Annotated in this window: 11 protein-coding genes and 1 pseudogene; 3 read left to right on the top strand and 9 right to left on the bottom strand. The window is 47.9% G+C overall.

Annotation, left to right across the window (positions count from 1 at the left end):
• Positions 1-189 precede the first annotated feature (189 nt).
• A pseudogene (locus COW20_10295) lies at positions 190-1,710 on the top strand (leucyl aminopeptidase).
• Between the two features lie 45 nt (positions 1,711-1,755).
• On the opposite strand, the gene COW20_10300 reads toward COW20_10295, so the two are convergent.
• Positions 1,756-2,307 carry a hypothetical protein gene (locus tag COW20_10300; protein ID PIW48153.1) on the bottom strand — a complete coding sequence of 184 codons (552 nt, stop codon included), beginning with the start codon at positions 2,305-2,307 and terminating at the stop codon, positions 1,756-1,758.
• A gap of 173 nt (positions 2,308-2,480) precedes the next feature.
• On the opposite strand from COW20_10300, the gene COW20_10305 reads away from it, so the two are divergent.
• Positions 2,481-3,293 carry a phosphorybosylanthranilate isomerase gene (locus tag COW20_10305; protein PIW48154.1) on the top strand — a complete coding sequence of 271 codons (813 nt, stop codon included), beginning with the start codon at positions 2,481-2,483 and terminating at the stop codon, positions 3,291-3,293.
• A 73-nt stretch (positions 3,294-3,366) separates the two neighbouring features.
• On the opposite strand, the gene COW20_10310 is transcribed toward COW20_10305, so the two are convergent.
• A complete protein-coding gene (locus tag COW20_10310; protein PIW48155.1) occupies positions 3,367-4,107 on the bottom strand; it encodes a hypothetical protein in 741 nt (246 codons plus the stop codon).
• A 13-nt stretch (positions 4,108-4,120) separates the two neighbouring features.
• A complete protein-coding gene (locus COW20_10315; GenBank protein PIW48156.1) occupies positions 4,121-5,473 on the bottom strand; it encodes a hypothetical protein in 1,353 nt (450 codons plus the stop codon).
• A 202-nt stretch (positions 5,474-5,675) separates the two neighbouring features.
• Here COW20_10315 and COW20_10320 point away from each other — a divergent pair, with 202 nt between their 5' ends.
• On the top strand, positions 5,676-7,202 hold the full coding sequence (locus tag COW20_10320; GenBank protein PIW48157.1) for a hypothetical protein: 1,527 nt from the start codon (positions 5,676-5,678) through the stop codon (positions 7,200-7,202).
• 158 nt (positions 7,203-7,360) lie between these two features.
• Here the strand turns inward: COW20_10320 and COW20_10325 are convergent, their stop codons facing one another.
• From COW20_10325 to COW20_10350, 6 genes are all read right to left on the bottom strand, one after another.
• Positions 7,361-7,606 carry a hypothetical protein gene (locus COW20_10325; protein ID PIW48158.1) on the bottom strand — a complete coding sequence of 82 codons (246 nt, stop codon included), beginning with the start codon at positions 7,604-7,606 and terminating at the stop codon, positions 7,361-7,363.
• An 85-nt stretch (positions 7,607-7,691) separates the two neighbouring features.
• On the bottom strand, positions 7,692-9,065 hold the full coding sequence (locus COW20_10330; protein PIW48159.1) for a hypothetical protein: 1,374 nt from the start codon (positions 9,063-9,065) through the stop codon (positions 7,692-7,694).
• Positions 9,066-9,071: 6 nt separating this feature from the next.
• On the bottom strand, positions 9,072-9,338 hold the full coding sequence (locus COW20_10335) for a hypothetical protein (protein PIW48160.1): 267 nt from the start codon (positions 9,336-9,338) through the stop codon (positions 9,072-9,074).
• A 302-nt stretch (positions 9,339-9,640) separates the two neighbouring features.
• Complete coding sequence (lpxD, locus tag COW20_10340; protein PIW48161.1) at positions 9,641-10,651, bottom strand: UDP-3-O-(3-hydroxymyristoyl)glucosamine N-acyltransferase; 1,011 nt, start codon at positions 10,649-10,651, stop codon at positions 9,641-9,643.
• A 5-nt stretch (positions 10,652-10,656) separates the two neighbouring features.
• Positions 10,657-11,163, bottom strand: a complete 507-nt coding sequence (locus COW20_10345; protein ID PIW48162.1) for a hypothetical protein — start codon at positions 11,161-11,163, stop codon at positions 10,657-10,659.
• A 27-nt stretch (positions 11,164-11,190) separates the two neighbouring features.
• Positions 11,191-13,188: a hypothetical protein gene (locus tag COW20_10350; protein PIW48163.1), complete on the bottom strand. Its 1,998-nt coding sequence runs from the start codon at positions 13,186-13,188 to the stop codon at positions 11,191-11,193.
• Between the last annotated feature and the right edge of the window lie 124 nt (positions 13,189-13,312).

Below are 13,312 nucleotides of genomic sequence, written 5' to 3' on the forward strand. Positions count from 1 at the left end.
CAACCTCATGTCGATTCTATTGTCAAGGAACAAAGCTTAGGCAAAGCCCAAGCAGTGCCAGCACTGAAGCCTTGCACCATTAATATTTTAACAAGAAAGGAGGCGCAAGGGGTTATTTTTACGACCGGCTCACGCCAGTACGACTATTCCTCTGCCAGCTAAAGTAGGCAGTCCCCTTGTCGTTATTTTATGGAATTACAGGTGGTCGCCAGACCTCTCCAGGAACTGGAAACGGAAATGCTTGTCCTGACCGTATTTGAGGATGAGCTGAACAATCACGATTATTTTCACGCTTTAGACGAGAAATTGGGTGGTAAAATCGCCCGTATTATTGAATCTGGTGAAATTCAAGGAAAATTCCGTGAATTCACAATTATGCACGTTGAGGGCATTGGCCCCAAACGTATTCTGATGATGGGCCTGGGCAAACGCAAGGATTTTTCGTTGGATCGGATCCGTTCTATTGCTGCCAATAGCTCACGTTATGCCCGCCGTATTCATATTAAAGAAATGGCCATTCATGATTTTTCTGCCACGGGTGTGGACGCTTCTGACAGCGCCGAGTCGATCATGGAAGGCGTGCTCTTGGGCATGTACCGTTTTGATAAATACAAAAGCAAAAAGAAAAGCCCCAGCAAACTTTTGGAATCGGTGACGATTGTCGCGGGTTCTGATGCCTCGGTTTCTGCGCTTCAGACGGGGGCTATGAAGGGATCAAACTTGGCTGAGTCCGCTAATTTTGTGCGTGACCTGGTCAATGAGCCCGCTTGTTTTATGACCCCTGCAATTTTTGCGCAGCGTGCTGAAGAAGTCGCCCAAAAGACAGGGGTTGCGATTCAAGTGCTTGATCAGGCAGCGATTGAAGCTGAAGGGATGGGTGCGTTTTTGGCTGTGGCCAAGGGTTCTGATGAACCCCCCAAAATGGTGGTCATGGAATATACCGGCAAACCAGGCGCCAAAAAGATTGGCATTGTCGGCAAAGGCGTCACCTTTGACAGCGGCGGCTATGATATTAAACCTTCAGCTGGCATGCTGCGCATGTATGGCGATATGGCGGGCGCGGCTGCAACCTTGGGCACGATTCAGGCCATTGCGCAACAAAAATTGCCGATCAATGTGGTTGCCGTTATGCCCCTGGCCGAAAATCTGGTCAATGGCAAAGCCTTCAAACCCTCAGATATTTTGACCTCTATGTCAGGAAAAACGATTGAAGTGCTCAATACCGATGCTGAAGGTCGTCTTTTACTCTGTGATGCCCTGACCTATATTCAAAAACACCACCAGCCCGATGTGGTGGTCGATATTGCGACTTTGACCGGTGCGGCGATTATTGCTTTGGGTCGGACGGTTTCAGCTGTTTTGACCAATGAAGACGCCCTGTATCAACGTCTTTTCAAAGCAGGTGAATATTGTGGCGAACGCGTCTGGCAATTGCCCCTGTACGAAGAATTCCGTTCACAGCTGGTCAGTGATGTGGCGGATATTGAAAGCGTCGGCGGACGTTCTGCAGGCACCATTACAGCGGCTGTTTTCTTGAAAGAATTCATCAATGAAGGCCAGCCCTGGATGCATATCGATATTGCAGGCACTTCGATGATGGAAGAAGAAATCGCCCGGTATGTGAAGAACCCTTATTTGCCCAAAGAGGGTGGAACGGGCACCGGCACACGCTTGCTTTATCATTTTGTTGAATCGTTTGTAGAAAGCTGAATTTAAGCTTGTTTTGAAGCGGTCGGCCATTCGGCAGACCGCTTTTTAATTGCCAAAAAGTGAAGGACGGGGCTTGCGGGGTTCGCCAGGCCCCCGAAATACAGCGTGTGTTGCCCATTTGAGCAAGAGAAAAACAGCCGTTCCCACAGCCAGCAATTGCACCACGCTGCCCCCAAAGAAGATCCCAATAAAGACCTTGTTGATAAACAGCAGAATCAGGAAGGTACCCCCGATCAGAATCATCAAACCAGAGAGACGGTCAAAACCTGGCAGATCATTAAAACTGACCTGCTTGCCAATCAGGGCCAGGGTAATGCCCATGATCACCGGAGGGGCAAAATAGACAAGGGCATTGGCATCCAAGAGGTTCTCACGCACGAAAAACAGGCTGTAACCAATCAGAACAGCCGAGAACATGCCGGGGATACAGACCAGATAGGTCAGTAGCGAGTAGATGTATTTCCAGGGGGAAAGGCTGCCGAAACCTTTGCGGTGAAAAATCGGCAAGAACAGGGTAAGCAAGGGTAAAATGGCGAGTGAAGCCCCTACCCAAGTTGGGTTTTGCCCCAGCCATTGAATCAAATCGCGTAAACTCATGGCATGACCTCCAGACTTAGCTTTATCATAACAAATTTAGCTTGAGAATTTTTTTAGATCTGACATTAAATGTGAAAATTACATTAAATAGCTATCGGTTTGGGAGACGCTCTGATTTTTCAGACTTCAATCTGATCTAAAATGGAAAAAGATTTATTTTCAATGAGGTGGCCATGACTGGAATTTTGTCTTTGTTTTCGCGTCCCAAGCCGGTAATTGCCTGTATTCATTTGCAGCCTTTGCCTGGGGCTCCAGCTTATAGGGGCGATATGAAAGCGGTTTATGAAACGGCTTTGCAAGAGGTTGAAATTTTCAAACAGCAGGGCGTGGATGGTCTGATTGTTGAGAATTTTCGGGATGCCCCTTTTTATCCTGAACAATTGCCTGCTGAAACAGTGGCTGCTTTGGCAGCGGTTAGCCGTGAAATTGTCAAAGCCAGTGGTTTGCCTGTGGGGGTCAATGCTTTGCGCAATGACGCGCCTGCGGCTGTTGCGATTGCGACTGCGGCAGAAGCTCATTTTATCCGTGTGAATGTGCATTTGGGGGCTGTTATTGCAGATCAGGGCTTGATTCAGGGCAATGCCCATCTGAGTTTGCGTTTGCGTGCCCAATTGCATTCTCGGGTCATGATTGTCGCCGATGTGGGTGTCAAACATGCTGCTCCCCTGGCTCCCCGTGGCTTGGCGGCTGAGGCCCATGAATTGGCAGAACGGGGCAAGGTCGATGGGCTGATTGTCTCCGGTGCCTTTACAGGGGCTGAAACGGCTCTTTCTGATCTGGCCGTGGTGAAGCAAAATGCGGCTTTGCCGGTTTGGGTTGGCAGTGGTGCCACCCCTGAAAATCTGACTGCTCTTTACCCGCACTGCGATGGCTTGATTGTGGGCAGCACTTTTAAACAGGCAGGGCATGCTGAGAATCCTGTCGACCCTGCGCGAGTAAGCCAGTTTATGCAGCAAATGCAAAGCTTGCGGACTGAGTTCAGCTAAACAGAAAAAAGCAGAGGCGCAAGCTTCTGCTTTTTTTCTTTTAAGTTTCCGAGGCTATTCACGGAGCTTTATTTTAAAGTGCGATCAAGGGTTTGGGATCGGGTTCTTCGAGCAAGCTGTTGCCACGGATATGGGTGATCAGCCAGATCGGCATGACCGCTTTCATACTGCCCGTAGGATTGACAATCTCAATCACTTTTTCAAAGATATTCCAAACCGGCATGGTCAAGGCGCGGCTGCCTTGCTGGCGCATATAATCTTCAAAATTGCTGATTTCCCAGGCACAGGTATGTACCTTGACGGTATCTTCAATTTGCACCAGAGAATTGCCCATGGCCCGGCATTTGGCGGGGCGTACCGGATAAATCCCGCATTTGTCCATAACCAAAAAGGGGCAGGTGGCGTGTTTCAGAGATTGTGCCAGGGTTTGGTAGGTTTCCCGAACCTCTTCTGCGGGAATTTTGCCTTCAATCAGATTTTGCTGCAGGATCAGCGAATCTCGGTACTCGGCGGCGTAAAAACGCGCTCTGCGAATAATTTCATCTTTGATAATCTGGGGAAACTCGTTGATATAGTAGAGAATCAGCTCCCATTCAATCACACTGATATAAGGGGGATGTAAACCTTTGCAGCACATGGCGCAATCGACTTTGCAGCGAATATTGTTATATTTGGCCTTGGTTTCATCCATCAGGAAGTCCATGATTTCATAGACATCTTCCAGACAGGTGATTTGTTTCAGTGTCTGGTAGCCTTCCGTAATGGTGGCTGCCAGGCCTTCCATGCCTTCGGCGGGTGCGATTGGGTTTGCCATGAGATTCCTCCTGCTAGATGCTACGGGCGATAAATTGGCCCGCGCCTTGTTCTCCGGTAAATTTACCATTGTCACAGACAATGCGGCCACGGGACAGGGTCATTTCAGGATACCCCTGAAGTTCCTGCCCTTCATAAAGACAAAAATCACTTTCACTGTGAAGATTGGAACTACTCAGTGTCTTTTTTAAGAGGGGGTTGAAAATGACAAGATCCGCATCTTTGCCCACAGCAATGGAGCCCTTGTGAGACAAGCCAAAAATGCGGGCAGGGTTGGTGGATAAAACAGCGACCAATTGCATCAGGTCGATATGTCGGCTACGCACCCCCTGGTGGTAGAGCATCGGCAAAAGCAATTCCAGATTGGCAAAGCCTGCTGGAATCGAGGCTAAATCTTCGCCTAATTTTTTCTGCTCACGGGTAAAAGGCCAGTGATTGCTGGAGAGGGTCTGAATGGTGCCAGCCTGAATGCCTTTCCAGAGACAGGTTTGATCTGCTTGGCTGCGCAAGGGGGGCAAGACAGTGTAATTCCGTGCGTCTGGTTGCTTATACACATTCTCATTGTGGGTCAGATAATGCAGGTCGGTTCCCGTGTAAATCCGGCTTTGCAGGGGGTGGTGCTGTAGGGCTTGGGTCAGCGATTCACGGGTGCTGAGATGGTTGAGATGCAGGGTACAGGGGGTGCTGTGGGCCAGCATCATCAGTCGATAAACAGCCTCTGCTTCAGATTGGGGAGTACAGAGCTGGGGATAGTGGGTCATCGCCAGCGGATCTTCAAGTGGGTAGCGTTGGCTGGCCTGTTGGAGCAGCGCTTGATTGCCACAATGCACCATCAGCAGGCCACCGGCTTTGCTGATGGTTTCCATCAGTTCGAGCAGGGAGCTGTCCTGATGCACCAGTTCCGCAGCGTGAGAGCATAAAAAAGCTTCAAAAGAGGGGAGTCCTTCATTCAAAACTTGGGGAATTTCGCTCAGGAAATTTTCCTGGGCTTCAGGTAAGCAAAGATGCAGGCTGTAGTCGATGGCGGCTTGTGCATCCAGTAGCTGTCTGCGGTTTTTAATCGCTTCCAGCAGACTTTCATCGGATTTGGGGATGACGGTATCGAAGATTGTGGTCACCCCTCCGCAGGCTGCTGTCTGGGTGCCTTTGAAAAAATTGTCAATGCTGCGGGTATTGCCAAAGGCGGCTTCAAAATGACTTTGGATTTCAATTACGCCTGGCAGGATATATTTGCCTGAAGCATCAATATTTTCCATGCCCGTAATATCGTGGCCAATACTCGCAATTTTACCGTTGCGGATACCGATATCAGCCCTGAACATATCGTTGGCTGTGACTATCGTTCCGTCTTTTATGCTGATATCCATGCGTGGAATTTATGCCTATTGGTTATTGCTTGATTGTAACAGTGTAACAGTCTGTGTTTAAAGCGCAAACATGAAGAGATACAAAAATTAACTATTAATTAAATAAGGGTTAATTTATGGTTAATATTCAGAGCCCAAGGCACCAGTTTTTGGCAGAATAGTCTACATAAAGAGTAAGCCATGATAAAGGGAGTACTATTTTGTGAACGCGCTGACAGAAAAAATCCGGTCCGGTCTCTGCCGTTTTGTCGGTGAGATCCTTCTGGAAGCCGGCCTGGTTTCTGCGCAGGATCTGGCTCAGGCAGTAGAAATTCAAAAAGAAACCCATGAACTCATTGGGCAAATTCTCGTGCGCAATGGGTGTTTGAGTCAGCAGGAACTGGTTGATGTTTTGGAATTGCAACTGAATAACCGTTTGGATCGTTCCCGCCGCCTGCATAAACATTTGGGTGAAATTTTGCTTGAGAATCAAGCCATTAGCCGCTGGCAGTTGGCAAAGGCCCTGCATGAACAGGGCGTACGTGAGGCTAAAATTGGTCAGGTCTTGGTCAATTTAGGCTATACCTCTCGTGGCAAAGTAGAGCAGGCCCTCAGTGATCAGGCCATTGGTGCGATTGCTCAACGCAGTGCCCGACGTGTTTCAATGGGTGAACTTTTGCTGAAAACAGATCGTCTGACTCCCGAGCAATTGCATCTGGCTCTGGAAGAACAGCGTGAAACCCACGATTATTTGGGCAATGTGCTCGTACGCCAGAAGGTGCTGACAGAAGATGAACTCGAAGACGTTTTAACCACGCAACTGTGGATGCAATATGCATCAGGGGGCAGTGGCCACCAAGGCCAGGCCGCTCCTCAACCCGTTCGTAAAAAATTAGGTGAAATTCTGGTGGATACCCACCAGCTCAGCCGTGAACAGTTGGAAACAGCCGTCGAAGAACAACACCGCAGTGGCCTGCGCCGTTTGGGCGATATTCTTGTTGAAAAAGGACTTTTGCCTTTTCAGGAACTGATGCGTGCCCTGCGTCTGCAGAAACGTCTGGCCAATTTGGCGATGAGTTCGGTGCTGGGGGCTACTTTACTTGCCGCCTGCGGCACGCCGACCGTTCCCCTGCAACCCATGATGTATGGGGACGTTACCCCCACCATGATGACCCAATCTGTTTCGACGGCCCAGGTTTTATCCGGCCCGTTCAAGGTTTTACAGGTGGGAGAAGGTCAGCGTATCAAGATTTACCAGAATGGCAGCAAGGTACTTGAAAATGTGCCTTTTTTCCGCCAAGGCAATGACAATACCTGTGGCCAGGCTGTTTTGACCTCGCTCTTGAACTATTGGGGCCTTCAGATGACCTACCAGCAGGTGGTGGATCAGGCCAACCCGAATAATTTGCCCACAACCGATGATGCCATCACCAATTATCTGCGCAAGAAAGGGCTCAAAGCCCAGGATTATCGCAGTGGTCAGTTAGATCATCTGATCTCCCAGATCAATAAAGGGCGCCCCACCCCGGTTTTGCTGGATTTTGGGGGGCTCTCCCAGGAGCACTATGTGCTGGTGGTGGGCTATAACCAGAAAAAAGGCACCTTGGTCATGCACGACAGCCTGGAAGGGCCCTACGTGGAAATGGATATGAATCTTTTTCAGAAGATGTGGGATAACAGCTCAATCCGCCGCGTGCATATCTTTGCCGGTGATAACTACAAACGCCTCTATTTTGACGTTTTTCGTTAAACTTTAAGTTCCTACAGGAACTTTTTACCCCCCCCAACCGCCTTCAGAACAAAGAGGCAGGATGGGGGGAGTTTTTTTTGATAAATGGCAGGTTGCTATTTTTTCAAGCAAAGGTCAATGTGACTTTTCGCTTTGAGTTGGATCATGGACAACTCCCATCAGGTAAATGATTTGGTTACGTTGTCCGATAAAGAAGAAGGGACGGTTGACCTCGATCTTGTAAACATGGTCAGCCAAAAGAGGCGGTAATCATACCTGCTATAGCCCAGTTCAGCCTCTAACTCCGCTTCCAGCATGGTTTCAAATGTTTCTTTGTAGATGTCTTTAACCAGACTGTTAATATCTTCTATTGATTTGATTGCGCCGGATTGAACCAAATCTTTTAATAACTCTTTTCTTTGCATCTTTTTCCTCCGGGGTTCTTTTAATTTTAGCTTCTCTGGAGGTTTTTACGCTACTTATGTTACACTCTCATCAGGGAAAAAAGGCTCAACCCTGGCTGGGATCATTGACAATGCCCATATAGAGAATGGTATTATAATTGCCGTAAATAATATATAAATAAGGCTTGTTGAGAATAAAATTTATTTTGGGACGATTATCCCCAAAATCCTGTCCCGTTGATTTTTCTTTTTCTTTGTTTATCCCATTTTCATTAAAAGAAACTTTGTTTGCATGTAAAATATGAACGGGTGTTTTCGCTAAATTTTTTATCCCTAATTGCTCAATCATTGGTATAAGATCATGGCTTTGTTTTTGATTCCAAATGGGAAGAACTACCTGATTAATATCTTTGAGTTCTTGCGTTTCAATTAACTTTTCCCATTGCTCAACTGAAAAGGTTTGCGCCCAATCTAAAGCTTTTTCTTCTTTGGGTAAAATCGTCATCATGATGCAAGATCTTGTGGCTTGCGTCAAAGTTTGCGTATTGTAAAGTTCAGAATATAAAACTTCTTTTCTGTCATCAATCGAAAGATTATTCGACAAAGAAGGATCGATGCGCATGAATCGCTGTTGTTTTTTTTCTTTTAAGGCCGTTTCAAACAGATCTGTTTTAGATTGACCTGTGTAAAAAGTATAAAGCCAATGAGAACTTAAATAGAATGAATTAAAAAATAGATTTTGTAAATCCAATGTTTGAGGGGGTATTGAAATTAGGTCAATGTTTTGGTTTTGGGTGAGACTCTTGACCCAATCATTGATTTCCTTGAGAGGATTTGAACTGTTTCTCCTGAATTCAGTGGCATATTTTCTTGCAAAAGCTGGAGTGATGCTGGCGTTATTTTCTTGAGAGAAGAAAAGGTTGATAAGTTTTAACTGGTTCCAATCAGTGGGTATGTCCAACGTGAACTCAGACAAATCCAAAGTTAAGGATTGAGAGTGATTTTCTTCATTGCTCATAGCTCTTAAAAATAATGAAAATTCGTATTCTATTTGAAAATCGCTCATGCCTTCAATGTGTAGAGCTTTACCGAGAGATACTTTTGACTCTCCTTCTGCATTTTGATAGAACAGCGTGAGCATGGCTCCTATTGCAAATGGAGAAAAAAGAAGATTCTTATTTGGCTGCATGTCTTTGCTCAAGATATGCAATAAATCAAAGGCCAGCAGGCGATAACCCCGCAGTAACTTGCTTTGATTCAATTCAGTCTGTTCTTGCAAACTCAAAGGAGACAAACTGGGCATTGCTGTGGGGGTGGGCTGAGGGCTTGCACTGGGTGCTCTTTGCACAGAAGTCTGAACAGGAGAAGGTTCAGTCTGTGCTTGTGGCCATTGGCAAGCCTGAGCTGTGAGCAGGAGGAGCCCCATGCTCAAGCATTGTCCGAGGTGTTTATAAGCTTGACGTTTTATAGGTTTATTCATTTTCCCTCACTCAAACCTGAAGATTTCAGAGTTGCCATGAAAGCCGTCGAGGTCGTGGGTGTTGGCCAGGGCCATGAGATAGGTTTGTTCACCGACCTGCATGAAATTCCAGTCAAAGGCTCCTCCTGTGGTATCGATGATCTCACGCAACTGAAACTTAACGCCATCCCAGTGATAAAGACGAGAGGTATTGTCTCCATTGGCCACAATCAGATAATCTTCACCCTTGACTTCAAAATGCTTCCAATGGCGGGCTGAGGCCCAAAAGGACACTCAACCCTATCAACGAAAAGGTTGCAAAAAATAGACATGCGAAAAAACGCCCCTCAAGTGCTGGCCTTTAATGGCTCATGGCAGTGATCCTGTGCTGAGAATAGAATAACACTTCAAAAAAACCTGTCAATATCTGGTTTTTGTCATATTTTTGTCTAAATGTCATAAAAGCTGTTTTTTCAGATTGAATCGAAGGCTCAAAAGAGGGGGCAAAAGCAGATGGGCTATGTGACAAAACAATTAATAAAATTTTACATAAAGATGACGAAAAAGTTTGAAAAATTTTTGAAACGGGGGGTATTTTATTGAGCGTTCAGATTCCGTAATCGCTTGAAGAGTTCGGGTAACCGGCGCAGCAGCGCCTGCTGTTTGAGTTCCTGACGGTGCTCCTGGGCTGGAAAACCTGATATTTTAAGTCCTGCGGGAATATCTTGGGTAATGCCACTCTTGCCTGCGGCAATCACGCCTGAGCCGATTTCAAGATGCCCGGCCACGCCTGTCTGCCCTGCCAGGGTCACAAAATCACCCAGCACGGTCGAGCCGGAGATCCCGACCTGGGCCACCAGCAGGCAATGCCTGCCAATTTGCACATTGTGACCGATCTGAACCAGATTGTCGATTTTGGTGCCTGTGCCAATTCGGGTCTGGCCCACGGTGCCACGGTCGATGCTGACCTGGGCCCCAATTTCGACCCGGTCGCCAATTTCAACCCCGCCGGTTTGGGGAATTTTATGGTGCTGCCCGTCCTTAAAATAAAAGCCATAGCCGTCGGAGCCAATCACGCTGCCACTGTGAATGATGACCTGATCCCCCAGACTGACCTGATCATAGAGCGTGACCTGGGGGTAAAGTCGGCACTGTGCGCCGATACGTACCTGTGAACCCAGGCTGACATGGGCAGAAAGAACCGTGTTTTCACCAATTTCAACGCTATCGCCCAGTACACAATAGGGGCCAATCTGGGCGCTGGGCGCAATTTTACACGCCTTGCCCAGGATGGCTGTGGGATGAATCCCTGGCTGTGGGGGGGCTGGGGCATGAAAAAAGGCCAGCAGACTGGCCAAGGCTTCGCGTACCTCGGGTACGATCAGGCAATATTTATCTTTTAAATCTTCGGTTTTGAGTTCAGGGCTCAAGAGCACCGTTTGTGCGGCAGAAGCCTGTACGGCTTCTGCCCAGCGGGCATCCAGTAAAAAAACCAGATCCTCCCGCAGGGCTTCTTCAGGGGTGCTGATTCGGGCGATTTCCCAGCTGGGATCGCCTGCCAGATCTGCACCTGTTAAACGGGCCAGAACATCAAGACGATGCGGCATGGCGCCTATTTTTTCTTTTTCAGCTCTTCAACCACTTCGTTGGTGATATCCACGCCCCCAAAGAGTACCAATTGCTTGTTGATTACGATTTCGAGCTTGCGTTTTTGAGCCACAGCTTTGACGATATCCTGCACGTCTTTTTCGAGCTGGATTTTCATTTTTTGAATTTCAGCTTTGCGTTTTTCCAGACGGGTTTCTTCTGATTTGACCTGCTCCAGCAATTGGCGTTCGAGTTCCTGTTTTTTGCGCAGAAATTCATCTTCTTTCATGTTTGCACGTGCAGTTTCAAGCTCTTTAAGCTTTTGGTTGCGGGATTCATAGAGCTTTTGTTCTGCGCTTTTGAGATCGGCTTCAGCAGAACGCAGTACTTGCAGAAGAGAACTTTGGCTGAGAATCTGTTGGGTATCAACCACGCCGACCCGTGCGTCTTCAGCACGTACAGCCGGGGTGGCGATCCAGGTGCTGGCAGCGATCAGCAGAGCGGTTGCGAGAATTTTGATTTGCTTCTTCATTTGGAATTATTCCTTGTATTTTTCTTTTTAGAATTTTTGTCCGATGCTAAAGTGTAACTGCCCGGCATCAAACAGGGTACCAAAATTGATTCGTGAAAAATCACGAACCCCATAATCCAGACGCAAGGGACCCATCGGAGTGTTCAATCGAATGCCCAAACCGACCCCATATTTAAACGGGAGTCCTTGATTTGCAGCAATGCGATCTTCAGGAACAGGTAAAAAGTCGCCAAGATCTGTAAAGATCACCCCAGAAACAGGGTTAAAAATTGGAAAACGCAACTCGGCGCTGCCAATAATGAAATGTTTGCCAAAAAGATAACCATTTTCAGGCCAACCGCGAATCACGTTAAAACCGTTTGAATAAAACTGTTCATAAGGTGGGTTTTGCCCCAGATAGGTCCCCCCGCGAACGCCAAGGGCCAGGGTCAGCCAATCGGTGATGCCGATATACGTGCTCAGGTTGCCTGCCAGTTTCAAATAGGCTGAATCCCCCCAGACAGGTTCAAAGGAGAAAAGACCATACCAACCACTTTTGGGGTCGATAATAATATCGCGGGTATCATAGGAGAGGGAGCCCCCCACGCTGAAAAAGACGTCGGTGGCACTGAAGCGGTTGCTGATCGACAAATCCCGGCGGGGATTGCCACTGAGGTCGGTAACGCCGACCTGTTCAGCCCGTACTGAGAGCGAACCGCGCCAGGGAGAGGTCAGATCGCCAAACAAGGGGCGGCCAAAACTCAGGCTGGAGCCGACTCTGCGTTGGATAATGCCGTTGCCGAGATTGAGATTGAACAGCGTTTGCTGGGCGCCAGAGCCAAAGAACAAAGGCACACGTTCTGAGAAAATGCTGGCACCAAAGGAGGTGCGGCCGGGAAACATCCAGGGGTCAAAGAAATCTATCCGGCCCAAAAGGGTACGTTGGGCCTGACCAAAGGTTGCGCCCGTAAAAATACTGAAAACATTGACCCCAAATTGCAGGTCAACGCCCAGACGGCGGCCTTCTCCCATCAGGTTGTCTTTGTTAATGCTGAAAGTACCAATCAAGCCGTCGCGGTTATTGTAACCTGCCCCCAGGTTCACAGAACCTGTTGGTTTTTCTTTGACTTCAACGACCAAAATCCAGTGATTGGGATCTTTTTCGCCTGGTTTGGGCAGCAAGTTCATGCTCTCGAAAAAATTGGTATTAAAAACGCGGCGCAAATCGCCCTGCATGCGGTTGCTGTCAAAAAGCTCACCGGGTTTAAGCGTAATTTCACGCAGAACGACATAGTCTTTGGTTTCTTGGGTGCCTGAAACCTGAATATCTTCAATTACGCCTTCGTTCATGCGCAATTCAAGTACCCCATCGCTCGAAATCAAACCACTGCGATCTTCGACCTTGGCCTGCAGAATTTGCAGACTGGCCAGGGCATAGCCTCTCTGGCGGTAGGCGGCTTCAATCTTTTCTTTGGTTTCGCGGATATCGTTAAAGTTGGCGGTCTTGCCGACTTGATCCTTAAAAACATCCAGGATTTGCTCTTTGCTGAAGACTTGAAGATCATCATTGATGATTTTTATTTCTTTGAGTGTGGGGTTTTCCTGCACCATGACTACCAGTCGGTAGCCGCCTTCCATGGGTTGGCGGGTGGCCGTGACATCGAGAAAATAACCCAGGCCATAGACACGGCGTAAGTCGTTGCGAATCTGTTCGGCACTGACCTCATCGCCCGGCTTGGTAAACATGGAAAGCAGCACGGCATCTTTATAGTCTGTACCCTCAACGGTGACTTCAACAATTTTCATGGTATCGGCTTGAATCGTGGGCTCTTCAACGGCGGGTTGATCGAGAAGTCCGCTGCCTGGGGTTGCTGGCGAATCCAAAATACCACTGCTGCTCGGGGCCGGTGAGGACGACTCACTGGTCGGAGAAGGGCTGGCCTGGGGGTCGCTGGTAGGCGCTTCTGAGGAGGTTTGTGCCAGAGCCTGTGGCATAGCAACCAGCAGAGCTGTCAGTAGTGGGATAAGGAGCCTGAAATCTTGCATAGTAGTTTTGACCTTTGGTGTCTGTCTTCGTTTTTCCGATTCGGAGGATATTTCGTGCTGGAAAGATAAGGAGCTTGTCAGTAGCGCAGTATAGCAAAATTTATCCTGTTTTTAAACGCAAAAC

The organism is bacterium (Candidatus Blackallbacteria) CG13_big_fil_rev_8_21_14_2_50_49_14 (genome assembly GCA_002783405.1).
Taxonomy (GTDB): Bacteria; Cyanobacteriota; Sericytochromatia; order UBA7694; family UBA7694.

Excerpts from the sequence above, each read along its gene's own strand:
- COW20_10300 (PIW48153.1), bottom strand. The coding sequence starts at position 2,307 with ATGAGTTTACGCGATTTGATTCAATGGCTGGGGCAAAACCCAACTTGG.
- COW20_10305 (PIW48154.1), top strand. The coding sequence starts at position 2,481 with ATGACTGGAATTTTGTCTTTGTTTTCGCGTCCCAAGCCGGTAATTGCC.
- COW20_10310 (PIW48155.1), bottom strand. The coding sequence starts at position 4,107 with ATGGCAAACCCAATCGCACCCGCCGAAGGCATGGAAGGCCTGGCAGCC.
- COW20_10315 (PIW48156.1), bottom strand. The coding sequence starts at position 5,473 with ATGGATATCAGCATAAAAGACGGAACGATAGTCACAGCCAACGATATG.
- COW20_10325 (PIW48158.1), bottom strand. The coding sequence starts at position 7,606 with ATGCAAAGAAAAGAGTTATTAAAAGATTTGGTTCAATCCGGCGCAATC.
- COW20_10330 (PIW48159.1), bottom strand. The coding sequence starts at position 9,065 with ATGAATAAACCTATAAAACGTCAAGCTTATAAACACCTCGGACAATGC.
- lpxD (PIW48161.1), bottom strand. The coding sequence starts at position 10,651 with ATGCCGCATCGTCTTGATGTTCTGGCCCGTTTAACAGGTGCAGATCTG.
- COW20_10345 (PIW48162.1), bottom strand. The coding sequence starts at position 11,163 with ATGAAGAAGCAAATCAAAATTCTCGCAACCGCTCTGCTGATCGCTGCC.
- COW20_10350 (PIW48163.1), bottom strand. The coding sequence starts at position 13,188 with ATGCAAGATTTCAGGCTCCTTATCCCACTACTGACAGCTCTGCTGGTT.